24 protein-coding genes are annotated in these 26264 nt (G+C 54.4%); 15 read left to right on the forward strand and 9 right to left on the reverse strand.

Features of this window, described 5'->3' with window-relative positions:
• The first annotated feature begins 55 nt into the window (after positions 1–55).
• Together tyrS and GGE09_RS12005 are read left to right on the forward strand one after the other, a co-directional pair.
• Positions 56–1309, forward strand: coding sequence for a tyrosine--tRNA ligase (tyrS, locus tag GGE09_RS12000; protein ID WP_309746370.1), 1254 nt, complete (start codon positions 56–58; stop codon positions 1307–1309).
• Positions 1310–1312: 3 nt separating this feature from the next.
• Entirely contained in the window at positions 1313–2428 is a 1116-nt protein-coding gene (locus GGE09_RS12005) for a class I SAM-dependent methyltransferase (protein WP_309746371.1), read from the forward strand.
• A gap of 74 nt (positions 2429–2502) precedes the next feature.
• Here the strand turns inward: GGE09_RS12005 and GGE09_RS12010 are convergent, their stop codons facing one another.
• The 5 genes from GGE09_RS12010 to GGE09_RS12030 all read right to left on the reverse strand — a co-directional run bounded on the left by GGE09_RS12010 (position 2503) and on the right by GGE09_RS12030 (position 5754).
• Entirely contained in the window at positions 2503–3081 is a 579-nt protein-coding gene (locus tag GGE09_RS12010; protein WP_309746372.1) for a peptidylprolyl isomerase, read from the reverse strand.
• A complete protein-coding gene (locus GGE09_RS12015; RefSeq protein WP_309746373.1) occupies positions 3081–3587 on the reverse strand; it encodes a peptidylprolyl isomerase in 507 nt (168 codons plus the stop codon). Before GGE09_RS12015 ends, GGE09_RS12010 begins: the two co-directional genes overlap by 1 nt.
• A 93-nt stretch (positions 3588–3680) precedes the next feature.
• The gene (coaD, locus tag GGE09_RS12020; protein ID WP_309746374.1) at positions 3681–4172 is read right to left on the reverse strand and encodes a pantetheine-phosphate adenylyltransferase; all 492 of its coding nucleotides are present in this window, start codon (positions 4170–4172) and stop codon (positions 3681–3683) included.
• Positions 4173–4358: 186 nt separating this feature from the next.
• The gene (locus tag GGE09_RS12025; RefSeq protein ID WP_309746375.1) at positions 4359–4793 is read right to left on the reverse strand and encodes a CBS domain-containing protein; all 435 of its coding nucleotides are present in this window, start codon (positions 4791–4793) and stop codon (positions 4359–4361) included.
• A gap of 55 nt (positions 4794–4848) precedes the next feature.
• Positions 4849–5754 carry a LysR family transcriptional regulator gene (locus tag GGE09_RS12030; protein ID WP_309746376.1) on the reverse strand — a complete coding sequence of 302 codons (906 nt, stop codon included), beginning with the start codon at positions 5752–5754 and terminating at the stop codon, positions 4849–4851.
• Between the two features lie 117 nt (positions 5755–5871).
• Between GGE09_RS12030 and GGE09_RS12035 the strand changes: the two genes are divergently transcribed.
• From GGE09_RS12035 to GGE09_RS12060, 6 genes are all read left to right on the forward strand, one after another.
• On the forward strand, positions 5872–7371 hold the full coding sequence (locus GGE09_RS12035; RefSeq protein WP_309746377.1) for a CoA-acylating methylmalonate-semialdehyde dehydrogenase: 1500 nt from the start codon (positions 5872–5874) through the stop codon (positions 7369–7371).
• 148 nt (positions 7372–7519) lie between these two features.
• The gene (locus GGE09_RS12040; protein ID WP_309746378.1) at positions 7520–8665 is read left to right on the forward strand and encodes an acyl-CoA dehydrogenase family protein; all 1146 of its coding nucleotides are present in this window, start codon (positions 7520–7522) and stop codon (positions 8663–8665) included.
• The gene (locus GGE09_RS12045; protein WP_309746379.1) at positions 8665–9687 is read left to right on the forward strand and encodes an enoyl-CoA hydratase/isomerase family protein; all 1023 of its coding nucleotides are present in this window, start codon (positions 8665–8667) and stop codon (positions 9685–9687) included. Before GGE09_RS12040 ends, GGE09_RS12045 begins: the two co-directional genes overlap by 1 nt.
• Positions 9688–9696: 9 nt before the next feature.
• Positions 9697–10569 (forward strand): 3-hydroxyisobutyrate dehydrogenase, encoded by an 873-nt coding sequence (mmsB, locus tag GGE09_RS12050; RefSeq protein ID WP_309746380.1) that lies wholly within the window; start codon positions 9697–9699, stop codon positions 10567–10569.
• A 93-nt stretch (positions 10570–10662) separates the two neighbouring features.
• A complete protein-coding gene (locus GGE09_RS12055; protein WP_309746381.1) occupies positions 10663–11055 on the forward strand; it encodes an excinuclease ABC subunit A in 393 nt (130 codons plus the stop codon).
• An 83-nt stretch (positions 11056–11138) separates the two neighbouring features.
• Complete coding sequence (locus tag GGE09_RS12060; protein ID WP_309746382.1) at positions 11139–11453, forward strand: hypothetical protein; 315 nt, start codon at positions 11139–11141, stop codon at positions 11451–11453.
• Between the two features lie 45 nt (positions 11454–11498).
• Here GGE09_RS12060 and uvrA read toward each other — a convergent pair whose 3' ends face one another.
• Positions 11499–14357, reverse strand: coding sequence for an excinuclease ABC subunit UvrA (gene uvrA / locus GGE09_RS12065; RefSeq protein WP_309746383.1), 2859 nt, complete (start codon positions 14355–14357; stop codon positions 11499–11501).
• Between the two features lie 138 nt (positions 14358–14495).
• Positions 14496–15077, reverse strand: a complete 582-nt coding sequence (locus tag GGE09_RS12070) for a lytic transglycosylase domain-containing protein (RefSeq protein ID WP_309746384.1) — start codon at positions 15075–15077, stop codon at positions 14496–14498.
• A gap of 186 nt (positions 15078–15263) precedes the next feature.
• Here GGE09_RS12070 and ssb point away from each other — a divergent pair, with 186 nt between their 5' ends.
• The 6 genes from ssb to gluQRS all read left to right on the forward strand — a co-directional run bounded on the left by ssb (position 15264) and on the right by gluQRS (position 22899).
• On the forward strand, positions 15264–15794 hold the full coding sequence (gene ssb / locus GGE09_RS12075) for a single-stranded DNA-binding protein (RefSeq protein ID WP_309746385.1): 531 nt from the start codon (positions 15264–15266) through the stop codon (positions 15792–15794).
• Positions 15795–16061: 267 nt separating this feature from the next.
• On the forward strand, positions 16062–18794 hold the full coding sequence (gene gyrA, locus GGE09_RS12080; RefSeq protein WP_309746386.1) for a DNA gyrase subunit A: 2733 nt from the start codon (positions 16062–16064) through the stop codon (positions 18792–18794).
• A gap of 113 nt (positions 18795–18907) precedes the next feature.
• Positions 18908–19741, forward strand: coding sequence for a LysR family transcriptional regulator (locus tag GGE09_RS12085; protein ID WP_309746387.1), 834 nt, complete (start codon positions 18908–18910; stop codon positions 19739–19741).
• A gap of 293 nt (positions 19742–20034) precedes the next feature.
• On the forward strand, positions 20035–21384 hold the full coding sequence (gene trmFO / locus GGE09_RS12090) for a methylenetetrahydrofolate--tRNA-(uracil(54)-C(5))-methyltransferase (FADH(2)-oxidizing) TrmFO (protein ID WP_309746388.1): 1350 nt from the start codon (positions 20035–20037) through the stop codon (positions 21382–21384).
• 34 nt (positions 21385–21418) lie between these two features.
• Entirely contained in the window at positions 21419–22036 is a 618-nt protein-coding gene (locus GGE09_RS12095; protein ID WP_309746389.1) for a methyltransferase domain-containing protein, read from the forward strand.
• On the forward strand, positions 22033–22899 hold the full coding sequence (gluQRS, locus tag GGE09_RS12100; protein ID WP_309746390.1) for a tRNA glutamyl-Q(34) synthetase GluQRS: 867 nt from the start codon (positions 22033–22035) through the stop codon (positions 22897–22899). Before GGE09_RS12095 ends, gluQRS begins: the two co-directional genes overlap by 4 nt.
• Here gluQRS and hisI read toward each other — a convergent pair.
• Complete coding sequence (hisI, locus tag GGE09_RS12105; RefSeq protein ID WP_309746391.1) at positions 22889–23248, reverse strand: phosphoribosyl-AMP cyclohydrolase; 360 nt, start codon at positions 23246–23248, stop codon at positions 22889–22891. The genes gluQRS and hisI overlap by 11 nt on opposite strands.
• A gap of 78 nt (positions 23249–23326) precedes the next feature.
• On the opposite strand from hisI, the gene GGE09_RS12110 reads away from it, so the two are divergent.
• Entirely contained in the window at positions 23327–23773 is a 447-nt protein-coding gene (locus tag GGE09_RS12110; RefSeq protein WP_309746392.1) for an iron-sulfur cluster assembly scaffold protein, read from the forward strand.
• A gap of 401 nt (positions 23774–24174) precedes the next feature.
• On the opposite strand, the gene recG is transcribed toward GGE09_RS12110, so the two are convergent.
• On the reverse strand, positions 24175–26262 hold the full coding sequence (gene recG, locus GGE09_RS12115; RefSeq protein WP_309746393.1) for an ATP-dependent DNA helicase RecG: 2088 nt from the start codon (positions 26260–26262) through the stop codon (positions 24175–24177).
• Positions 26263–26264: the final 2 nt, after the last annotated feature.

Below are 26264 nucleotides of genomic sequence, written 5' to 3' on the forward strand. Positions count from 1 at the left end.
CTGCCAGCCGTTATACGTGGCCTTCCAATGAACCTGCACAGAAAGACAAAGACCGATGACATACAAGCCCAAATCAGAGTTTCTGCACGTAATGCAGAGCCGGGGCTTCTTACAGGACTGCACAGACCTGGAGGGGCTCGACGAACGCCTGCTCAAGGGAATCGTGCCCGCCTATATCGGCTTTGATGCCACTGCAAAATCCTTGCATGTGGGCAGTCTGATCCAGATCATGATGTTCCGCTGGCTGCAGAAAACCGGCAATAAACCCCTTGTTCTTATGGGTGGCGGCACCACGAAAGTGGGCGATCCGTCGTTCCGCGCCGATGAACGCCCGCTTCTGGATGACACCCAGATCAACGCCAATATCGCAGGGATCAAACAGGTGTTTTCCTCCTACGTGGCCTTTGGCGATGGCGACACAGATGCCGTGATGTTGAACAATGCCGAATGGCTGGACGGGTTGAATTACCTTGAATTCCTGCGCGACATCGGGCGGCACTTTTCGGTCAACCGGATGCTGGCGTTTGAAAGTGTTAAAAGCCGGATCGACCGTGAGCAAAGCCTGTCTTTCCTCGAATTTAACTACATGATCCTGCAAGCCTATGATTTCATGGAGCTGAACCGCCGTTATGGCTGTCTGCTGCAAATGGGCGGTTCCGATCAGTGGGGCAATATCGTAAACGGGATCGACCTGACACGGCGGGTGATTTCCAACGAGGTTTACGGGCTGACATCGCCGCTTCTGACCACATCTGACGGTAAAAAGATGGGGAAATCGGCGGATGGTGCGGTTTGGCTAAACCCTGAAATGCGCTCGCCTTATGAATTCTGGCAGTTCTGGCGCAATACCACGGATGCGGATGTGGGGCGGTTTTTAAAGCTGTACACCGAAATGCCGCTGGATGAATGTGACCGCCTGGGCGCGCTTGCAGGCAGCGAAATCAACGAGGCCAAGGCCATTCTGGCCAATGCTGTAACCACACTGGCCCACGGCGCGGATGCGGCGGCCACGGCCGAGGCCACAGCACGGGAAGTGTTTGAAAAAGGCGGCGTTGGCGATGATTTGCCCACGGTTACCTTTGATGCGGCCGATATTGGTGAAGGCATTTCCATCGTGCAACTGCTGGTCAAAGCGGGCTTGTCCGGTTCGGGTAAAGAGGCCAAACGGCTGATTTCCGATGGCGGGGCAAAGCTTGATGATGTGGTGTTAACGGACACAAGTGTGATGATTTCCACTGATATGCTGCGCGGCTCTGTTAAGCTGTCAGCAGGAAAAAAACGCCACGCATTGGCCCGACTTCAGGAATAGCCCATGTCCCCCAAAGCCCGATCACTCGCCCTGCGTCAAAAAACGCAGCAAGCCTGTGATCAGGCGCGGGGGCATGCGCAAACCCTTGGCGATGAGCTGTCTAAACCAGCAGATCAGCGCGAATCCGAGGTTGTGGAAATCGCTTTTTCCGCCCTGTCCAGATTGCGCGGCGATCTGGTTAAACTTGTGGATGACTACACTAAGTTTATAAAATCAAACGATTATAAAAGCCTGAATCTAACAGAAAGACGGAGGTTTCAGGACGCAAATCTGTTTGGCACAGACCCAAAACGGATGTTGGAACTGTGGAACCGGATTATCAACGCGGCGCGTCTGTGCGCGGATCATCAGCCCAGCCCGCTTTATGACGCCCCGCTTGCAGAAGGCTCGCCCGCAGCGCAACGGATTGCGGCCTTGGATAATTTGATGGTGAAGCTGCATGAATTCGTAAATGCCCGCGACCAACAAAGCGACGAATCCGAACAAATGGGTTTTTTCAAAGATATTCCATTGCCAGCCTCAGTGTTTTGCGCCCATCTTCACGCGGCCTACCGCATTTGTCTGGCACAACGCCGTGACACGCCAATCCGGTTTCTGGACGTGGGCTGTGGCGGTGGCACCAAGGTGCTTTTGGCCTCGGAATTCTTTGGCCGTACGGACGGATTAGAATTTGATCCGAAATATGTCGCGGCGGCGCAAACCCTAATGGCTACGATATCCGGAGATAATTGCGATATATTTCAGGGGGATGCGCTTTGTTTTGAAGACTATGCCGCCTATGACGTGATCTATTTCTACCAACCGATCCGTAATCCTGAATTGTTGATCGAATTGGAACAACGCATCTGTTCAAACGCCCGACCTGGAACGGTAATTATAGCGCCTTATCAGGGGTTTATGGGGCGATATTCAGACTATAACTGTGGTCATGTGGCAGGAAATGTCTGGCTGGCCCATGCCTCTCAGGATTTCGCCGATCGCACGCGCCAACGGGCGGAATCCCTTGGGGCAGTTTTGATCCCACAGCCGATGGAATGGGAATCCCATGCAGGCGTTTTGCAACCGCTCAGCACCGCTTTGCGTAATAACGGGTTTCACGTGAAAGCACGCCAGAGTTGATCCGCGGGCCAAGGCAATGACATCAGGTGTCAGGGCCGGTTTAAACTGCGCCCCTGAACGGGACGCAGTAAGAGTTATTTAATGTCGGATTTGATCTGAACCGTTTTCATATAATCAGGTTCAGCCACAGCGCCATTGGCAGCTTGATCGCCTTTTTTGATCGAATCCACCACGTCCTGACCGGATAGAACCCGACCGACAACCGTGTATTGGCCGTTCAAAAACGGCGCTGGCGCGAACATGATGAAAAACTGAGAGTTGGCAGAATCCGGGTCTTGTGACCGCGCCATGCCGACTACGCCGGTTTCATATTCAATGTCCGAAAATTCAGCCGGCAGATCAGGGAAAGCGGACCCGCCAATGCCTGCATAACGCAGGTTGAACCCTTCGCGGCGACCGTGTTCTACATCACCGGTTTGCGCCATGAAGTCTGGAATCACGCGGTGAAACACCACGTCATTGTACAGACCATCACGGGTCAAACGTTTGATCCGCTCTACGTGGCGGGGCGCAACATCTGGCAGCAATTCGATTTCAACAATGCCCGAGTTTTCGCCTGCGACCTCAATCACCAGCGTGTTTTCAGCATCCGCTGCAAACAGAGGCGCGGCTGCGATTGTCGCAGCCGCCAAAAGCGTTGTGAACAGCCGCATTATACGTCAGCCGCCACTTTAACAGAAATCATCTGATCCGGCTCCGCAGGTGGCTCTCCGCGAACGATGGCGTCAACATGATCCATGCCTTCAATGACTTGGCCGTAAACGGTGTATTGACCGTTCAGGAAATCATTGTCTTTGAAGTTGATGAAAAACTGCGAATTCGCGCTGTCAGGGTTTTGGCTGCGTGCCGCGCCGATCGACCCGCGAGCATGAGGAATTTTTGAGAATTCAGCAGGAACATTCGGCAAGCTGGACCCGCCTGTGCCCGCCATGCGGATGTTAAAGTCACCGTTGGCGTTGCCATTTTGCACGTCACCAGTTTGCGCCATAAAGCCGTCGATCACACGGTGGAAAACCACGCCGTCATACTGACCGCTACGGGCAAGTTCTTTCATCCGCGCGCAATGTTGGGGGGCAACATCTGGCAGCAGGTCGATTTTCACGTCCCCACCTTTCAGTGTGATGATGATGCCGTTTTCCGGGTCTTTAAAATCAGCCATTCGGGCCTCCGCAGTTTGAATTTTCGGCACCCTAATAGATGCACTTCCCAAGGGAAAGGGTGGTTTCGCCCTGCGGCGCTGAAATTGGCGTGATCACGCGTATTTCTGGCGCACGGCTTTGGCCACATCCGCAGGGACAAAGCTGTCAATATCCCCGCCAAGACGGGCAATTTCCTTGACCAGTTTGGATGCAATCGACTGGTGTTCGGCCTCAGCCATCAAGAACACGGTTTCGATGTCATCGTTCATCGCGCGGTTCATTCCAACCATCTGGAATTCATATTCAAAATCCGAAACAGCCCGCAATCCGCGAATAATCACCGAGGCGTTGACCTCTTGAGCGCAATGGATCAGCAGGTTTTCAAAGGGATGCACCACAATCTCGATCCCGTTTTCCCGCGCAATATCCCCGCAGGTGGCTTGAACCATGGCGACCCGTTCTTCCAGCGTAAACAACGGCCCCTTGTCGCGGTTAATGGCAACGCCAATGACCAGTTTATCCACCAGCGAACAGGCGCGGCGGAAAATATCCAGATGGCCGTGGGTCACAGGGTCGAAAGTGCCGGGATAGAGTCCAGTGCGCATGGTAAGGGCCTTTTTAGCTTTTGACCCACATTGGATGGGCTGACGTTAGGTGAATTGCAAGATAAAACGTGACGTTACCGTTTTCAAAAATATCGCAGATTTCGCCCAGCCACCTGTTTGCAGCAGGCCCGACCTTGAATGATCACGCCGCTGCCCCGCAGGCTTTCCCCTTTGAACTGCACCTTTTTACCGCCCCATAATCATGTCTTGCAGTGCATCCTTTTCCGAATGCATTTCCGCCAGACGGGCACTGACAATATCCCCGATAGAGACAATCCCGATCATCTGGCCGCCGTCCATCACTGGCATGTGGCGAAAGCGTTTGTCTGTCATGGTTTGCAGCACGGTTTCTGCAGTTTCGGACGGCGTGGTGGTGATGATATCAGCCGTCATCAGGTCGCCAACCACATCTGACATGCAGCTAATTCCCCGTTTGCCCAACTCGCGCACGATATCCCGTTCAGACAGAATTCCCGCCACATCCGTCCCCGTCAGCGACACAACCAGCGCGCCGATTCGGTGTTTGGACAGAATGTTGGCCGCCTCACTGACGGTGTCATCCGGTTTCACAGTTGCGATCTTGCCCGCAGTCTTCCCCGCGAGGATTTGTTTGATCAACATGGCACAACCTCCTGTAAACTGTAGATTCTATCGTGCGTTGCACAGACCTGTTCTGTCAAGCAGCAGCTTGCAAACGCCTTATTTCGCGGCGGATTTTGGTGATCAATTGCTGGGCAACGCGGTTCTGGCGTTCAACGCGGTGATCATCGCTGTGGCGCACCAGATAGAAAGACCGCGTTAAAGAAATTTGTTCCGTTAGAATGCGCTGTAATTCGGGAAAGGTGGGAATGGCAAAATCATGCACGATACAAACCCCTGCCCCGCGCCGCACCCAGTTCATCTGAACCGAAAAACTGTTTGACGTCAGCGGAGCATGGGTGGTTTCGGCGATTTCACCCATGTAATCCAATTCATCGTCAAAAATCAGATCGTTAATATAACCAATCAGACGATGGTCTTTTAGATCGGATTTATCCAAAATAGGCGTGTGTTCGCGCAGATAGTCCCGTGTCGCGGCCAGATGCAGCGTGTAGTCGGTAATCTTTTGCACACTTAACCGCCCTGTTTTGGGTGGTGATACGGTAATCGCCATATCGGCCTCGCGTTTGGACAGGTTCAACACCCGTGGTAGAGCAAGGATTTGAATATCCAACCCCGGGTTTTCATCGCAAATCTCTGTGCAAACCTGCGGTAACAGGAAATTCGCCGCTCCGTCCGGCGCGCCGATCCGGATCGAACCCGTTAAGGTATCCGCCTGATCCTGCACCTCACCCTGTGCGGATCGCACCGCCAGTTCCATTTGGTCCACATGGGTCAAAAGCCGCTGCCCCGCATCCGTCAGATTATACCCTTGCGGGCTTTTGACAAACAGGCCGGCGTTCATGTTCTCTTCTAAGCGCGCGATGCGCCGCGACAGGGTGGCAGGATCCATGCGCATGGTTTTGGCAGCGGCGGTCAGGCTCGCCCCTTGCGCCACATAGAAAAACACGCGCAAATCATCCCAGCGTAATCTCTCGTTCATCTGCCTGCGCCTTGCTCTACATATCTGCAAAAATGCAAAATGGATTTGGTTTATTGTGCCTTTTAGATGGAAAAACGCAAGGCTATAACAGGCCAAATTCCTTTGGAGGACCATATCATGGAAAATATCGGACACTATATTGGTGGCGAACACGTGGCAGGCACCAGCGGGCGCACCGCTGATGTGTACAACCCTGCAACGGGTGAAGTTCAGGCAAAAGTCGCTTTGGCCAATGAAGCTGAAATGGCCAAAGCGGTTGAAATCGCGGCAGCAGCACAGCCTGAGTGGGCAGCGAAAAACCCGCAGGTTCGCGCCCGTGTCATGATGAAAATGGTCTCATTGTTGCACCGCGACATGGACAAACTGGCCGAGGCCCTGTCCCGCGAGCACGGCAAAACCCTGCCCGATGCCAAAGGCGATGTGATCCGTGGGCTGGAGGTTGTAGAATATTGCGTTGGCGCGCCCCAACTGCTGAAAGGTGAATTCACCGATGGCGCGGGCCCTGGCATCGACATGTATTCCATGAAACAGGCACTCGGTGTGACGGCTGGCATCACGCCGTTCAACTTCCCCGCCATGATCCCTATGTGGATGTTCGCGCCCGCCATCGTTTGTGGCAACGCCTTTATCCTGAAACCATCCGAGCGCGATCCATCTGTTCCCATGATGTTGGCTGCCCTGATGGAAGAAGCTGGCCTGCCCAAAGGGATCATGCAGGTTGTAAACGGCGATAAAGAAGCTGTTGATGCGATCCTCGACAATGACATCATCCAGTCTGTGGGCTTTGTCGGGTCCACCCCGATTGCACAATATATCTATGGTCGTGGCTGTTCCAACGGCAAACGGGTGCAGTGTTTTGGTGGTGCCAAAAACCACATGATCATCATGCCCGACGCGGATATGGACAAAGCCGTTGATGCGCTGATCGGTGCCGGTTACGGCGCGGCTGGCGAACGCTGCATGGCGATTTCGGTTGCGGTTCCTGTGGGCGAAGACACAGCAGATCGCCTAATCGCGAAACTAGCCCCACGGGTCGAAAGCCTGAAAGTTGGTCCTTATACAGCGGGCGATGACGTGGATTACGGTCCGGTTGTGACCGCCCAAGCCAAGCAAAACATCCTTGGTCTGGTGGAAACCGGCATCAAAGACGGCGCAAAGCTGGTGGTCGATGGCCGCGATTTTGCCCTGCAAGGGTACGAAGACGGGTTCTTTGTTGGCGCATGTCTGTTTGACAATGTGACCCGCGATATGGACATCTACCAGAAAGAGATCTTCGGTCCGGTTCTGTCCACTGTACGGGCGCAAACCTACGAAGAGGCTTTGGGCCTTGCGATGGATCACGAATACGGCAACGGCACTGCGATCTTTACCCGTGACGGCGACACCGCCCGTGATTTCGCCAACCGCGTAAACGTGGGCATGATCGGCATCAACGTGCCAATCCCCGTGCCATTGGCCTATCACACCTTTGGCGGCTGGAAAAAATCTGCCTTTGGCGACCTGAATCAACACGGCCCTGATGCGTTTAAATTCTATACACGCACCAAAACAGTGACGTCGCGCTGGCCATCAGGCACCAAAGAAGGTGCAGAATTCTCTATTCCGACAATGGAATAAGGTACAGCTTTTAGGGCGGGGAATTCCCCGCCCTTTTCGTATGTGACGTCAGGAAAATTCAATTTTTCCAGACTCTTTCCACTTGCAAAACTAATGTAACAGTTGGAAGTTAACGTACGTTCAATTCCCCAAAAACCGGAGCCCTTTCATGGATTTTGCCCTGAGCGAAGAACAAACTGCAATTTTTGACATGGCCTATGCCTTTGGGCAGGAAAAAATCGCCCCTTTTGCCCAGCAATGGGAAAAAGACGGCACCATCCCCAAAACGCTCTGGCGTGAAATCGGAGAGTTGGGGTTCGGCGGTCTTTATGTCTCCGAAGACTTTGGCGGCGCGGGGCTGACGCGCCTTGATGCAACCCTTGTATTCGAAGCCCTGGCCATGGCCTGCCCGTCTGTCGGGTCATTCCTGTCGATCCACAATATGGTCGGCGGCATGATTGATAAATTCGGCACGCCAGAGCAAAAAACCAAATGGTTGCCGGGCCTTACCTCGCTTGAAAAAATATTCTCTTACTGTCTGACCGAACCCGGATCAGGCTCTGACGCCAGCGCATTGCGCACACGGGCGGAACGCACCAACGAAGGTTATACCCTGAACGGAACCAAAGCGTTTATTTCGGGTGGCGGTTATTCTGACGCCTATATCGTCATGTGCCGCACCGGCGAAGACGGCCCCAAAGGCATATCGGCGGTGGTTGTCGAAAACGGTGCCGACGGTCTGTCTTTTGGCGCGCTAGAGGATAAAATGGGTTGGCGGTCACAACCCACCAGCCAAGTGCAGTTCGACGATTGCAAGATAGAAACCGGCAACCTGATCGGCGAAGAAGGCCGTGGGTTTGCTTATGCAATGGCGGGGCTTGACGGGGGACGTTTGAACATTTCCGCAGGCGCCCTTGGCGGGGCACAAGCTGCCCTGACCGCCGCATTAACCTATGTGGGCGAACGCAAGGCCTTTGGCAAAACCATCGACCAATTCCAAGCCCTGCAATTCAAACTGGCCGATATGGAAACCGAACTGCAAGCCGCCCGTGTATTCTTGCGCCAAGCCGCTTGGAAACTGGACACAGGCGCGCCGGATGCGTCAAAGTTCTGCGCCATGGCCAAACGGTTTGTCACCGACACCGCTTTCAAAGTGGCCAATGACGCGTTGCAACTGCATGGCGGCTATGGCTATCTTGCGGATTACGGCATGGAAAAAATCGTGCGGGATCTTAGGGTTCATCAAATATTGGAAGGCACCAACGAGATTATGCGGCTGATTACTGCCCGTCATCTCTTGGCGGAGCGTGGTTAATGGAACTTCACATTCGCAAAGAAGGTCATGCAGGACGCATCACTTTACACCGTCCCAAGGCTTTAAATGCGCTCAGCTACCAGATGTGCCTAGATATAGAGGCCGCTTTGGATGATTGGCGCGACGATGCGGATGTAGCGCTGGTGATCATTGATGCAGAAGGCGACAAAGCCTTTTGCGCCGGCGGTGACATTCAAAAACTTTATGACACAGCCAGTGCTGGCGATTACGAATACGGGCGGAAATTCTGGCGTGACGAATACCGCCTGAACGCCAAAATTGCCAATTTCCCCAAACCCTATGTAGCCTTGATGCAAGGGTTCACTATGGGCGGCGGCGTTGGTGTTGCGTGCCACGGCAGCCACCGCATCGTCTGCGAAAACAGCCAGATTGCCATGCCGGAGTGCGGCATCGGACTGGTTCCGGATGTGGGGGGATCACTGCTTTTGGCCCGCGCCCCCGGCCGGATCGGCGAATATCTGGGCACTACAGGCACCCGTATGGATGCAGGCAACGCAATTTATTCAGGCTTTGCTGATTACTTTATCCCCCGCAAAAACTGGGAGAGCCTGATCGCCAAACTGGTTAAAACAGGCGATGTCAGCGCAGTTGAACGGGCTGCAACCCCTGCCCCGACAGCATCGTTTCAAGGCCAGCAATCCGACATTGATTGCCATTTCGCATGGGAAACCATCGCAGATGTGCTCGATTCCCTATCCCAAGCCGGAACCGAGTTTTCCCTGAAAGCCTTGTCCGACTTGCGCAAAAAAAGCCCGATATCCGTCAGTTGCACCCCTATCGTGATCCAGCGCGTGCGTACCCGCAACACGATTGAGCAGGCTTTGGCCGAAGAATATCAATTCACCTATCGCGCGGCGGAATTTGGTGATTTTGTAGAAGGCATCAAAGGCGCGATCATCGACCGCACCCATACCCCTGTCTGGAAGATTCCCGATCTGGACTCGGTGACAGATTCAGACGTTGAGAAAATGTTAAAACCCCTCGGGAAAAATGCGCTGTAGGAGAAAACCATGAAAATCGGATTTATCGGACTAGGAAATATGGGCGGCCCTATGGCGGCCAATCTGGCGGCAGCGGGTCATCAGGTCAGCGGCTTTGATCTGACAGCCGACATGCCCGAAGGCGTGACCAAGGTGGACTCTGCATCGGATGCAGCGCAAAACAAGGACGCTGTCATCACCATGCTGCCCAATGGCAAGATCCTCAGCTCGGTTGCGGGCGAAATCATCGAGGTCATGGGCAAAGGCACCGCCTTTATTGATTGTTCCACCGTAGATGTGGAATCCGCACGCACAGTGGCCGAAGCCGCCACTGCATTCGGACTTCTGGCCGTAGACGCACCTGTTTCGGGCGGCGTTGGCGGGGCTGCGGCTGGTACGCTGACCTTTATGGCAGGCGGGTCCGAAGCCGCTTTCGCTGTGGCTGAACCCCTGTTTGAAATCATGGGCCAAAAAGCCGTGCATTGCGGCGAAAGCGGCGCCGGACAAGCGGCCAAAATCTGTAACAACATGATCCTTGGCATCACCATGATCGGCACCTGCGAGGCTTTTGCGCTGGCGGATAAACTGGGACTGGACCGGCAGAAAATGTTTGACGTTGTGTCCACCTCATCCGGTTACAGCTGGAGCATGAACGCCTATTGTCCTGCCCCCGGCGTTGGGCCGGATTCCCCGTCAGACCACGGCTATCGCCCCGGTTTTGCAGCGGAACTGATGCTGAAAGACCTGCGCCTGTCCCAACAAGCCGCCGAAGCATCAAATGCGGATACGCCACTGGGCCAGCACGCAACTGAGTTGTACACACAATTCGTAGAAAACGAAGACGGCAACGGTATGGATTTTTCTGCCATGTTACCAAGGTTTGAAAAACGAGGCCGCTCGTAACCGGCGAAAACCGGCGTGAAAATGCCCATGCACGGGGCCGTCCCTTGGCGGCCCTAACAATGCCGCTAAGTATTCAAGTGAACGGAGCTTCACATGATACGCACAGCAACAATCCTAACCACCCTTGCCCTTGCCGTTGCAACACCTGCTTTGGCAAAAAATGACAAAGGTCATAAAAACGGCCATTCGTCGGTTCAGTACAGCCATTGCCCTCCGGGACTCGCTAAGAAGAATCCGCCTTGTGTCCCACCCGGCCAAGCGAAAAAACAATACCGCAATGATCATGATGATCGGGATCATTCCCACAGTTGGTACCATCGTGGTGATCGCATCACCCGCGATTACGTGGTGATCCGCAATCCACACCGCTATGGCTTGGACCCGAATTACATCTATTACAGCGTGGCCGATCGCATCTATCAAATGGACAGCAAAACCCGCGAGGTTTTAAATTTCATTGGCGCAACGGCTGACCTTTTGGACTGACCCATTGATCCTTGGGGTTTTCGCGACGGGATTTCTTTCATGACACGTATCATAGGTACAAACGTCTTAAGAAAGATAAAACAATGCGTAAACTTTCAATGATTACAATGCTCGCCGCTAGCCTGTGTTTGCCGCTGACTGCAACTGCGCAATCCCGCTATACACAGCAAAACCACTATACACAGAACCAACAGTCTGGTGGGTATGACGGGAATTATGACAAACGCAGCCAGAATTATTCCAGCCAGCACAACGCGCGTAGTAGCAAACAAACCGTTTCGAAAAATCATGTCTATCGCGGAAACATGCGCCCGGCAGAGCATAATAACAACGCAGCCGGAGCTGTTGCGCTTTCTGCAATTGCAATTCTGGCGGCCATTGGTCTTAGCAAACGCTGATTTGAACAGACATATGCAGGGCAAGCCAGACTTGCCCTGCCGCGACTACTCGGCAGCAACTTGCTTGGGCTCTAACATCTCTTTCAGATAGCGTCCCGTGTGGCTGGATTCGATCTGCGCAACCTGCTCGGGCGTGCCAGTCGCCACAATCTCACCGCCGCCATCGCCGCCTTCAGGACCGATATCAATGATATGGTCAGCGGTTTTGATCACGTCCAGATTATGTTCGATCACCAGCACCGAATTGCCCTGTTCGACCAGTTCATGCAGCACTTCCAACAGCTTACGCACATCTTCGAAGTGCAGCCCCGTGGTCGGTTCATCCAGAATATAAAGTGTCCGACCCGTAGACCGTTTCGACAGCTCTTTGGAAAGTTTCACCCGCTGGGCTTCCCCGCCAGACAGGGTTGTGGCCTGCTGACCGACCTTGATATAACCCAGCCCGACCCGCAACAGCGCTGTCATTTTATCCCGAATGGACGGGACCGCCTGAAAAAACGTCTCCGCGTCCTCAACCGTCATGTCCAGAACATCGGCTATGCTTTTGCCTTTAAACAAAACTTCCAGCGTTTCGCGGTTATAACGTTTGCCCGCGCAGCTTTCACAGGTCACATACACATCGGGCAAAAAGTGCATTTCGATCTTGATCAGACCGTCACCCTGACAGGCCTCGCAACGTCCGCCTTTGACGTTAAACGAAAAGCGGCCGGGTTTATAACCACGGGCTTTCGCCTCGGGCAGGCCCGCAAACCAGTCGCGGATCGGGGTAAATGCGCCCGTATAGGTGGCTGGATTGGATCGCGGCGTGCGCCCAATCGCGCGCTGGTCAATGTCGATAACCTTGTCCAGATATTGCAGCCCTTTGATCGCCTCACAAGGTGCTGGTGTCTGCTTCGCACCGTTCAGACGCATAGAGGCCGTTTTGAACAGCGTTTCAATGGTCAACGTTGATTTTCCGCCGCCAGATACACCCGTCACACAGCAAAACGTACCCAAAGGATATGTGGCCGTCACGTTTTTCAGGTTGTTGCCCGTGGCCCCTTCGACAACCAGCGCTTTGCCGTTGCCTTTGCGCCGCTCGGTCGGGATAGGAATGCTTCGTTTTCCAGTAAGATACTGACCCGTAATAGATTTCTTATTCTTGGCAATCTGCGCAGGCGTGCCTTTGGCGATGATTTCACCGCCATGCACCCCAGCCCCCGGACCAATATCCAACACAAAATCGGCCTCACGGATGGCTTCTTCGTCGTGTTCGACCACGATCACCGTATTGCCCTGATCCCGCAGGTTTTTCAGCGTAATCAACAGGCGGTCATTGTCCCGTTGGTGCAGACCGATAGAAGGTTCGTCCAACACATACAGCACCCCTGTCAGGCCAGACCCGATCTGGCTGGCAAGCCGGATACGCTGGCTTTCGCCCCCCGACAAAGTGCCTGAATTGCGCGAAAGTGTCAGATAATTCAGGCCGACATTCACCAAAAAGCCCAACCGTTCGCGGATTTCCTTCAGGATGGCACGGGCGATTTCGTTTTTCTGGTTCGACAGTTCGCTCGGGATATTTTCCACCCAGTCCCGTGCCTCGGAAATAGACATCTGGACCACCTGCCCCACATGCAACCCGCCGATTTTCACGGCAAGTGCTTCGGGGCGCAGGCGATAGCCGTCACATGTGCCGCAATGGCGGTTGTTTTGATAGCGTTCGAATTCTTCGCGGATCCAGTTGCTATCCGTTTCACGGTAGCGTCGTTCCATATTCGGGATCACCCCTTCAAAGGCGCGGGACACTTCGTAAACGCGACCGCCTTCATCGTAGCGGAATTTGATTTCCTCATCACCGGAACCGTGCAGCATCAATTGTTGCACATGGGCTGGCAGGTCTTTCCACGCCAAATCCTTATCGAATTCATAATGGCGGGCGATGGCCTCAATGGTTTGGCGGAAATAGGGGGATTTCCCTTTGGCCCAAGGCGCCAATGCACCTTTGTACAAGGACAGTGACGGATCTGGCACCACAAGACGTTCGTCAAAGAACAACTCTACCCCCAGACCATCACATTCAGGACAGGCCCCGAATGGCGCGTTAAACGAAAACAGTCGCGGTTCGATTTCGGAAATGGTGAAGCCACTGACTGGACAGGCAAATTTTTCTGAAAAGGTGAACCGCTCTGGATCGCCTTCTTTCGGGGCGGTTTCCAGAATCGCAATACCATCCGCCAGATCAAGGGCAGTGCGCAGGCTGTCGGCCAGCCGTGTTTCCAGCCCCTCTTTCACCACCAGACGGTCTACGACCACATCAATGTTGTGGCGGAATTTCTTATCCAGTTTGGGCGGTTCATCCAGATCATGGAAATCACCATTCACCTTAACCCGCTGAAAGCCCGATTTTTTCAATTCAGCGAATTCCTTGCGATATTCGCCTTTGCGATCCCGCACGATGGGGGCCAGCAGATAGGCACGTGTGCCCTCTTCCATCTGCATGATGCGATCCACCATTTCAGACACTTGCTGGGCTTCAATCGGTAACCCTGTCGCGGGGGAATACGGCGTACCAACACGGGCGAACAACAGCCGCATATAGTCGTAAATCTCGGTTACCGTGCCTACGGTAGAGCGGGGATTTTTCGATGTGGTTTTTTGCTCGATCGAAATCGCAGGCGAGAGACCGGAAATGTGATCTACATCCGGTTTTTGCATCATATCCAGGAACTGACGTGCATAGGCCGACAGTGATTCCACATAACGGCGCTGGCCCTCGGCATAGATGGTATCAAACGCCAGTGATGATTTCCCAGAGCCGGAAAGCCCCGTGATTACAACCAGTTGGTCCCGCGGAATATCCACGTCAATGTTCTTAAGATTGTGTTCCCGCGCGCCGCGGATTTCGATGTTTTTCAGTTCAGCCATTGCTCTGCCCCCAAGACCCGACAATACCTAGGCCATCAGGGCCGGAATGCCAATAAAAAAGCGGGAACATTGCGCGAACATGACAGGAACAAAGCAGCCTGCTGCCAGAAGTTGTCAGCATACGCGGGATTTCAGGTGCTACTTGCCCAAAATCACTTTCACATAGTTGGTGGTTTCTTTGTAGGGCGGCACGCCGTTGTATTTTTCCACAGCCGCCGGGCCCGCGTTATAAGCGGCCAGCGCCAGACGCCAGCTGCGGAATTTGGCGTATTGCTGCTTTAGATAGCGCGCACCACCTTCCAGGTTTTCGCGCGGATCATGGGGGTTAACCCCAAGTTTGCGGGCGGTAAACGGCATCAACTGCGCCAGCCCGATCGCCCCTGCGTGGCTTTTGGCCTTGGGGTTCCAGTTGCTTTCCTGCTGCACCAGCCGATTAAACAAATCCACCGGCACACCATGTTTGCGCGCGGCAGCCTCGGCCATGGGTTTATAGACACCTTTATAGGCGCCCGTGTAGCGCGGAACCAAATCAAGGCGATCATGATTGGGCAGCAATCGCGACGAACTGGAGTATTGCTTTGACAGCCGTTTATCAATCAGATTGGAATGACTTGAAGAAATCCGAGAGCGGTTTTTGGACGATTTCGTTACATCGGCATAGCCCGCCACCGGACCAAGCCCAACAGCCAGCACAATAATACTTGCAATCGTCTTATGCATTTAGGACGCCCCTGCCCAACCAATTCTTGCTGCTCTATGTATCGCCTTTTACAGGGTTTGGCCAGATAAGACCTGTCTGCCCCGATTTGTTAGCGGTTTCTTCATTGGTTGCAGGGCACAGAGAACATGGTTAACTACCACTGACGCAAGAAAGCACCAAAGATTCGAGTTAAGGGAGACACGCCAATGGCTGGCAGTTTGAACAAGGTTATGTTGATCGGAAATCTGGGCCGCGACCCCGAAGTGCGGTCGTTCCCGAACGGTGGCAAAGTGTGCAATCTGCGCATCGCAACATCCGAACGCTGGCGCGACAAAAGCACGGGCGAAAACCGTGAAAAAACCGAATGGCATCAGGTCTCGGTCTTTAGCGAAGGTTTGGTGCGCGTCTGCGAGCAATACCTGCGCAAAGGTTCCAAGGTGTTTGTTGAGGGCCAGTTGCAAACCCGCAAATGGCAAGACCAAAGCGGCGCAGACCGGTATTCCACCGAGGTCGTGCTGCAAGGGTTTAACGGCACATTAACCATGCTGGACGGTCGCGGTGAAGGCGGCGGTGGCGGTAACAGCGGCGGCGGTTACGACCAAGGTGGCGGCGGCGGTGGCTATGACCAAGGTGGCGGTGGCTACGGTGGTGGCAGCGGCGGCGGTGGCGGCAACTACGGCGGCGGATCACAGGGCGGCGGTGGCAGCTCTGATCTGGATGACGAAATCCCGTTCTAAATACCAAAAAGATTTACGATTTGTGGCCCCTTCTTTCGGGGCCACTTTTGTATCAGACAGTCTATTTCCACCCCTCTCTTTTGCCCCGTATCCGGCCTTACAAACCATCCACTGCGCGATGACGCCTACCAGCCCCCTGAACCATCCGAAAATCGCAGGATTTTTTGCAAATTCCTGCCGAAAACACGGCTCAAAGATTGCCCTTATCCTGAGGCTGGTTTATAGATGTTCCACTAGATATTGTGCATAACAGCAAGGCGGCCAGACTTGACCGACGAGACAGAAGATCAGCCGATAACTCCCCCCGAACGCGCCGTACATCACGGCCCGACAATCTCTATCGAGGAGGAGATGAAAACCTCCTATCTCGATTACGCCATGAGCGTGATTGTCAGCCGCGCGATCCCCGATCTGCGCGACGGGTTGAAACCCGTGCACCGTCGGATTCTGTATGCCATGCATGAAACCGGCAACACCCACGATAAATCCTACCGTAAATCTGCACGGCCTGTGGGCGATGTTATGGGGAAATACCACCCCCACGGTGACGCGGCGATTTATGACGCGCTGGTGCGGATGGCGCAGGACTTTTCCATGTCGCTGCCCCTGCTGGATGGTCAGGGTAACTTTGGGTCGATGGACGGCGACAGTGCTGCGGCCATGCGGTATACCGAAGTGCGCATGGACAAGCCTGCGGCCAGTTTGCTGGCGGATATCGACAAAGATACCGTCGATTTTCAAGACAACTACGATGGCAAAGACCGTGAACCAACGGTTCTACCTGCCCGTTATCCAAACATGTTGGTAAACGGCGCGGGCGGTATTGCGGTTGGTATGGCCACAAATATCCCGCCGCACAATCTGGGTGAAGTGATCGACGCGACCCTTGCGCTGATGGATAATCCGGATTTGGACAGCCTGCAATTGATGGAATATGTCCCCGCCCCGGATTTCCCCACCGGCGGGATTATTCTGGGCCGTTCGGGCGCACGCAAAGCCTATGCCGAAGGGCGCGGTTCTGTCATCATCCGCGCAAAAACCCGTATCGAGGAAATCCGCAAGGACCGCTATGCCATTATCGTGGATGAAATTCCCTATCAGGTGAATAAATCCACCATGATTGAAAAAATCGCAGAACTGGCACGGGACAAAAAGATCGAAGGCATTGCCCACGTCCAAGACGAATCCGACCGGATCGGCGTGCGCGTGGTTGTAGAACTGAAACGGGATGCCACCCCCGAAGTGGTTCTGAACCAATTGTTCCGCTTCACCTCGCTGCAAACGTCCTTTGGCTGTAACATGCTGGCGCTGAATGGTGGTCGTCCTGAACAGTTGACCCTGCACGGTTTCCTGTCCAGCTTCATCAAATTCCGCGAAGAAGTTGTTGCACGGCGCACCGCATTCGAATTGCGCAAGGCTCGTGAACGCAGTCACATCCTGTGTGGCTTGGCGGTTGCCGTATCAAACGTAGACGAAATCGTCGCCACAATCCGCAGTTCCGCCGATCCGGCAGAAGCCCGCGAGCGGTTGATGACCCGCGCTTGGCCAGCCCATGATATCGTTCAATATATCAAGCTGATCGACGATCCGAGCCATACCGTGAACGAGGATGGAACCTACAATCTGTCCGAAGTCCAAGCCCGCGCAATTCTGGAACTGCGTCTGCAACGTCTGACCGCCCTAGGCGTAAAAGAAGTTACGGACGAGTTGGAAGAACTGGCCGCCAAAATCAGCGACTATCTGGAAATCCTGCGCTCGCGCGAGCGGATCATGGCGATCATCTCAACCGAACTGGCTGAAGTGCGTGAAATGTTTGCTGTGCCGCGGCGGTCTGAAATCGTGGAACATGTTGATAACATGGACGACGAAGACCTGATCGAACGGGAAGACATGGTGGTCACGATCACCAACTCTGGCTATATCAAACGCACCATTCTGGCGGATTACCGCGCGCAGAAACGGGGTGGTAAAGGCCTGCAAGGCATGAACACCAAGGACGAGGATTTCGTCACCAACCTGTTCGTCGCCAACACCCATACTCCGCTGCTGTTTTTCACCACAGACGGGATGGTTTACAAGTTAAAGACCTGGCGTCTGCCCCCTGGTGGCCGTAACTCACGGGGCAAGGCCATCGTGAATATCCTGCCAATTCCAGCGGGCGTTTCTATCGCGGCAATCATGCCCGTGGACGTGCCAGAGGATGAATGGGACAATCTGCACATCGTCTTTGCCACAACCGCAGGCGACGTACGCCGCAACGCGCTCAGCGATTTCACCAATGTGAAATCCAACGGCAAGATTGCGATGAAACTGCCCGAAGATTCTGCAATCGTGAACGTGAATATCGCCACGGAATCCGATGACTTCCTGTTGACAACCGAACTTGGCAAGGCAATCCGCTTCCCTGTCACCGATGTGCGCGTCTTTAAAGGCCGTGACAGTACGGGTGTGCGCGGGATTCGATTGGCAGAAGGGGATTCAGTTGTCTCTATGGCTGTTATTCGTCACGTGGATGCCAGCCCAGATGAACGGGCCGCCTATTTCAAAATGCGCCGCGCTGTTACAGGCGAAGAGTCGGGCGACGTCGAAGAAGCTGGCAGCACCACGATCTCGTCTGAACGCTATGCGGAACTTGGCGCTTTGGAACAATGGATCCTGACGGTCACATCCGGTGGCTATGGCAAACGGTCTTCGGCCCATGAATACCGCGTTGCGGGCCGTGGCGGACAAGGCATTGCCGCCGCTAATCTGGGCCGACGCAACGACCGTATCATCGCCAGCTTTACGGTGGATGAGGACGACCAGATCATGTTGGCCACCTCGACCGGCCAATCCATCCGCTGCCCCGTGTCCGGAATTTCCAGACAAGGACGCACATCTTCGGGTGTGACGGTCTTTAACACTGCAAAAGGCGAAAAAGTTGTTTCTGTCGCCTATATTGCCGAACAGGGCGATGAAGAAGTGACTGAGGTTGACGACGGGACCCCTTCAGAGGAATAACCTTAGGTAAATCCGAATAAATCCCAAGAAGAGGCGTAAGAAATTGCGCCTCTTCTTGACCATCCGCCAAACCGCGCCTAGCGTATTATTTGTAGGCAGGTAGGTGGGTTAGCATGGAAAACTGGGACGATCTGCGATTTGCCGTGGCTTTGGCGCGCTATGGCTCTATGTCCAAGGCCGCACGGCACCTGCGTACCAACACCGCCACGGTTTCCCGCCGCATCAGACGGCTGAACGAGGCCGCAAATGCGGTTCTGTTCCGAAAAAGCGCCTCTGAATGGGAACTGACCTCTGAAGGGCGGCGCTTATTCGAAATGGCCGCCAGTTTCAGTGACGAATTGCAAACCTTTAACGCCGCAACCGCAAATGCGCAGCAATCCCATCAGATTATCCGCGTCTCGGGGCTTGAATTTCTGATCAACGAGGTTCTTAGCAAAACACTGCCGGACTTCTGTGAACAGCATCCCAATGTGACGCTGGAACTCTCAGCCAATAACAAGAAAGTCAGTCTGGCCTATGGCGAAGCGGATATCGCCCTGCGCCTGACCCGCCCGACCGAGGGCCGACTGGTGGCACGGCGCATTGCGAACATCAGGATGGGCGTATTTGCCACCTCTGACACCAAAAGTCAGGACTGGATCGGTTTGCCCTTTGATCTGGACTGGACTCCTGAAATGAAAAACGGGCTTTCCTATTTCAACTGCGAACCCACGCTGCGGCTGGCATCTTTCCGGTCAATCTATTGCGCCATGCGCGAAACCGGTCGGCCAGGTATCCTGCCTGAAATCATGATGCAAACCACAAATGACCTGATGCCTTTGCAGCCCCAACGGGAAATGCGGCTGCGTGAGTTATGGCTGTTGTTTCACGAATCCCGAAAAGAAGACGCGGTTTTACGCAGCACAACCAAGTGGCTGGAGGAGTCTTTTGCAACCATTGGCTGTTAAAACGACCACGTTTTTATTGATTTTGTTGCCAAAACTACCCTAGGTAATCCTTATGCAACCACAGAGATGAGTGATCATTTTTGCAAAGGCGCCTTTGCGTATTTTTACCTTTACCGCCACGTCACTTTGACGTTCAGTGAACGCGGTAAAGGGGTCTGCTACCCATCTACTAGGCCCCCTGCTGCCTTTTAAGGCGCGTTACCTGTCCCCACTGCGAACCCCTACCGCAGTGGGGACATTGCTTTTTACATTGCCGCTTTTCTTTCACAGCGCTCTGCCCTAAATGCCACTACATGAACAAACCTATTCACATCATCGGCGGCGGCATGGCCGGCAGCGAAGCAGCATGGCAAGCCGTTCAAGCAGGACAGCCCGTGGTCATCCACGAGATGCGTCCAGACGTGGGCACTTTCGCCCATCAAACCAGTGATCTGGCAGAACTTGTCTGCTCGAACTCTTTCCGCTCGGACGACCATGAGTCCAACGCTGTTGGCTTGTTGCATTGGGAAATGCGCGAAGCCGGCAGCCTGATCATGGAAATGGCCGAAAAACACAAATTACCCGCTGGCGGCGCGCTGGCCGTAGACCGCGAACCCTTTGCCGCGGCTGTGACCGAACGGCTGTTAAACCATCCGCTGGTGACGTTAGAACGGGGTGAAGTCACTGAAATTCCCCCTGCCGAATGGGGCCAGACCATCATTGCGACAGGGCCATTGACCTCCTCTGCTTTGGCGCAGTCGATTTTGGCGGTAACGGATGAAACCTCGCTGGCGTTTTTTGATGCAATCGCACCAATTGTTTATGCCGACAGCATTGATATGTCCAAAGCCTGGTTCCAATCCCGCTATGACAAGGGAGAAACCGAGGAAGAGCGCACGGCCTATCTGAATTGCCCGATGGACAAAGAAACCTACGAGGCTTTCATCGACGCGCTGTTGAATTCTGGCAAAACAGAATTCAAGGATTGGGAAAAAGACACCCCATATTTCGACGGTTGCCTGCCGATCGAAGTGATGGCGGAACGGGGCCGTGAAACCCTGCGCTTTGGCCCGATGAAACCTGTTGGCCTGACCAATCCGCACCAACCCGATGTGAAAGCCTATGCGGTCGTGCAATTGCGCCGTGACAATGCGCTGGGGACTTTGTTCAACATCGTCGGCTTTCAAACCAAGATGAAATACGGCGAACAGGCTGCGGCCCTTGCCCTGATTCCCGGGCTGGAAAACGCAAAATTTGCACGGCTTGGTGGCATTCATCGCAACACGTTTATCAACTCTCCTCGTTTGCTAGACCACCAGATGCGCCTGAAAAACCGCCCCGACATTCGCTTTGCAGGCCAGATTTCCGGGGTTGAAGGCTATGTGGAAAGCGCTGCCATGGGTCTTTTGGCTGGACGTCTTGCCGTGGCCGAGTCCAATGGCATTTCCCTGCCAAACGTGCCCCAAACCACCGCTATGGGCGCGCTTGTCACCCATATTACCGGCGGTGCGGATGCTAAAACCTTTCAGCCGATGAACGTGAATTTCGGCCTGTTCCCCTTAGTCGAGAACGTCAAAGGCGGGCGGCGCAACCGCAAGGATCGCTACAAAGCCTATACGGATCGGGCCAAGGTTGATTGGCAGGATTGGTTGCACAGCGCCTAAGCGGGCGCTAGACTTCCCTCAAGAGGGAACCGCCATGAGCGAACACAAGAACCATTTGGATCGGGCTTACGGGCTCGATTCTGTTGCTGCGACCCGCGATTTTTATGCGGATTGGGCCGAAACTTACGACGATGAAATCGCGCAAAACGGCTATGCAACCCCTGCCCGCTGCGCCGCAGCCATTGCCAAGCTGGCATCACTGGACAGCGCGGTTTTGGATGTGGGTTGTGGCACCGGATTATCAGGCCAAGCCCTTAAATCCGTTGGGTTTTCCACGCTTGATGGGTGTGATATGACGGCTGAAATGCTGGACCGTGCCAGCGCGCGTGATATTTACCGCAATCTATGGGTGTCTGACCCGCAACATCCGCTTGATTTCACCCATGGGCCTTATGATGTGGTCGCCGCAATCGGGGTGATCGGCATCGGGGCCGCGCCGATTGATCTGTTTTATGACATCCTGAAACAAATGCACAGCGGCGCCTATTTTGTGTTTTCTTTCAACGATCAAACCTTGGAGCGCCGCGAATTTGAAGGGGCTGTGATGAACGCTATTGACGGGTGCCGGTTCGACTTGTTGTTTAAGGACTACGGCCCCCATTTCCCGGAACGGAACATCAATTCCAAAGTCTATGTGTTGCGCAAACGGTGAACATCGAACGTTTTGCCCCCTCACCCACAGGTTTTTTGCATCTGGGTCATGCATTTTCTGCGCTTACAGCCTTTGATGCGGCAACCTCGCGCGGCGGGCAGTTTTTGTTGCGGATCGAAGACATTGACACCGCCCGATGCAAACCCGCTTTTGAACAGGCGATTTTTGATGACCTGCACTGGTTAGGCCTGAATTGGCCCACGCCAGTGATGCGCCAATCGACACGAATGCAATCCTATGATGCCGCATTAGCCCGCCTGACCGATATGGGCCTGACCGATATGGGCCTGTGCTATCCCTGCGCCTGTACCCGCCGCGACATAACCGAGGCCCTATCCGCCCCCCAAGAAGGTGCCGCCCAGCAGTTTGGGCCAGACGGTGTAATCTATCCACGTACCTGTTGCACCCGCTCTATGGCTGATCGCACAACAGCGGACGCGGTGCGGTTGGATATGCGCAAGGCGGTTGCTCTGTGTGGTGATCTGTCGAAACGGGGCTATCGTGAGATCGGCGAGGCCCCCAGGTGGACGCCGCTAGAGGCCGCCTATTTGATAGAACGCTGCGGTGATATCGTTCTGGCGCGGCGCGATATTGGAACGTCGTATCATCTGGCGGTGGTGGTGGATGACGCCGCCCAGCAGATCACCCATGTGACGCGCGGGGCAGATATGGCCCCCGCTACGCCGATCCATGTGCTGTTGCAAACCCTGCTGGATCTGCCCACGCCCACCTATCGACATCACCGATTGATCCGTGATGACACAGGCAAACGTCTGGCCAAACGCCATGACGCTTTGGCGCTGCAAACCCTGCGCGAACAGGGTTGGACCCCAACAGACGTGCGTGCGGCGCTTATTCCATAGGTTTGGACAGTTCGACCTCGCCGTCCAACACACTGGTGTAAAAACAACTGCGCCGGTTGGTGTGACAGGCAGGCCCAACCTGATCCACCAACACCAAAATACAATCGCGGTCGCAATCTATCCGCATATCAATCAGTTTTTGCGTATGGCCCGAAGTTTCCCCCTTAACCCAAAATGCACTGCGCGAACGCGACCAATAGGTCACTTTCCCCGTTTCCAACGTCTGCGCCACCGCATCCGCATTCATCCAGGCCAGCATCAAAACCTCGCCCGTGTCATGTTGTTGGGCAATGGCGGGTAGCAAACCACGGTCATCAAATTTCAGCGAAGATGGATCAAATTTTGTCATGTCAGACGGGTTCCTCTTTCCAACGGGGGGCTTGAGCCCTAATTATAGAGGTAACTTGAAAAATAGAAGGGCTGCGCGATGACAGACGCATCCGAAATGGTAAAACTCTATTCGAACCGGATTCTCGCGCTGGCCGCTGACATCCCCCATGCCGAACGACTTGATGCACCACAAGCCAGCCAGATGAAACGCTCGCCGCTGTGTGGCTCTACTGTGACGGTGGATGTTAGCCTGGAAAACGGGGTGATTTCCGCGTTTGGTCAGGACGTCAAAGCCTGCGCATTGGGACAAGCATCAGCCAGTGTTCTGGGGGGTGCGGTGATCGGGCAATCCCTTGAAACCGTGCGCAAAGGCCGCGATCAATTGGCGGCAATGTTGAAATCTGACGGCCCCGTACCCGATGCTCCCTTTGACGGGCTAGAGGTTTTAGACCCCGCCAAAGCCTATAAAAATCGCCACGCATCAATCTTGTTGGCCTTTGATGCCACAGTAACCGCGCTGGAATCCCTATCGCAGGCAGCGTAAAAAAAGCGCCGCAAGCTGTGAAGCTGCGGCGCTAAAGTAATGCGGCCAGGACAATCGGGCACATAGAAACGAGGCAACGTTTCCAACCGTTAAGGGAACGGCGGGTGTCAAACGGACGAGACATCCTGACATCCAGCGTGCGGCCGACAAACCGCGGACAGAAAACTCAGAGAGTGTAACCAGGCAGATGCAGGACAACGACCAGCATCACAAAGATAGCGGAAACACCGGCGATATCTTCGATGACGGATGTTGTGTTGTAGCTTAGAATTCGGATCATTTCGCGGATCATTGTCAAACCTCGGTGGTTATGTTCTAGTCTGTTCCCACAATGTTCCGTAAATGTTCCACCAAAGCAAGAACTAAATGAGAACATTTAACAAAATATTAACCAGAACCAGTTAACCCACTGAAATATAACGAATAGATTTATCCTGTTCCATTAGGTACAGAAGAACACGCGCGGCCTCGCCCCGTTTGGACGTCAGATCCGGGTCCTGACTCAGCAACAACCGCGCATCATCCTGCGCGATTTTCATCAGGTCGGACTGGTTTTCCAGATCGGCAATCCGAAAGCGCGGCAGCCCGGATTGGGCCACCCCCAACACATCGCCCGCCCCCCGAATGCGAAGATCTTCGTCAGCGATCCGAAATCCGTCGTTGGTATCCCGCATAGTTTTCAAACGCCGTTCAGCCGTTTTGCCAAGGGTACCGTACATCAGCAAACAGGTCGATGCCTCGGACCCGCGCCCCACACGGCCGCGCAACTGGTGCAGCTGGGCCAAACCGAAACTTTCGGCCTGTTCAATCACCATAATGCTGGCCGTGGGCACATTCACCCCGACCTCAATCACCGTGGTCGCCACCAGCACCTTACTGCGCCCCGCCACAAAATCCGCCATGGCCGCGTCTTTTTCCGCAGGGGGCATCTGACCGTGCACCATCCCGACATTTTCTTCCCCCAAGGCCAGCCGCAACAGACGATAGCGTTCTTCGGTTGCCGCCCAGTCTTTTGTTTCACTTTCGCCCACCAGCGGACAAACCCAATAGGCCTGTCGCCCGTCAGCGATGGCTTTGCGCAGGTGGGAAATCACCTCCTCCAACCGCTTGTTGGAGACCAGAACCGTTTCAATCGGTTTGCGGCCTGCGGGCTTTTCATCCAGTACGGAAACATCCATATCGCCGTAATTCGCCAGCTCTAACGAACGGGGAATCGGCGTGGCGGTCATCACCAACACATCGACAGCCGCGCCTTTGGCCCCCAGATCAAGCCGTTGACGCACCCCGAAGCGATGCTGTTCGTCAATCACAGCAAGGCGTAAATCGGCGAATTCCACATCCTTTTGGAACACCGCATGGGTGCCCACAAGGATCTGAATGTTACCCTTGGCCAAAGCCGCCAGTTTTTTGCGCCGCTCTGCCCCGGAATCCCGTCCTGTCAGAATTTCGAGCACCACGCCAGCCTCTGCCGCCAGCGGTTGCAATCCTTCGAGATGTTGCCGTGCAAGGATTTCAGTTGGCGCCATCAAAACACCCTGCCCGCCGGATTCCACCGCAGCCAACAATGCAATCAACGCAACCAACGTCTTGCCAGAACCCACATCCCCCTGCAAAAGCCGGTTCATCCGGCGCGGAGTTGCCATGTCTTCGGTGATTTCCGAGAACGCCCGCAACTGTGCATTTGTCGGGGAATATGGCAGGGATTTCAGCACCTTATTGCGCAACGCCCCCGTGCCTTTGGTAACGATCCCTTTGGCGCGCCGAATAGAATTGCGTGCCAAAGCAAGTGTCAGTTGATGGGCCAGCATCTCATCATAAGCCAAGCGCGCGCGGGGTTTGGCGCTGGCATGCACATCCGCCCCTGAAGCGGGCGCATGGGCCGCTTCTATGGCTGCTTTCCAATCAGACCACTGGAATTTCTCCATAACCGAGGGATCAATCCACTCCTCCAATACAGGAACCAAGCGCAGAGCGCTTTGCGCAGCGCGAAACATCTGCTTTTGGGTAATTCCAGCGGTCAGTGAATATAGCGGCTCGTTCTTAGGAATTGCGTCAGCGGCATCGGGGTGCAGAATGTAATCTGGGTGCACCATCTGGGCGATACTGTCGAAAATTTCCACTTTACCCGAAACCACCCGCTTTTGTCCGATCGGCAGTTGTTCGTTCAGCCAATCCGCGCGAGCGTGGAAGAAAACCAGTTGAAAACTGGTCTGTGCATCCCGAACCGTCACACGGTACGGACGGCCCTTAACCGCGTTGGGCGTATGATTTCCGACCACGACCTCTACCGTGGCGACGGCGGGCGGGGTGATGTCCTGTATGCTTGGGGTAATTTGGCGGTTGATCAAGCTGTGGGGTAGCAAAAACAACAGGTCACGCGGGCGTTTTACGTCCATTTTTTCGAAATTCAGCGCAGTTTTCGGCCCGACCCCGTCTAGAACAGGCAGATCCGCAAACAACGGGAACAGGATTTCGGGGCGGCGGCTCATCT

This window comes from Roseobacter sp. N2S (assembly GCF_031454055.1).
GTDB lineage: Bacteria > Pseudomonadota > Alphaproteobacteria > Rhodobacterales > Rhodobacteraceae > Amylibacter.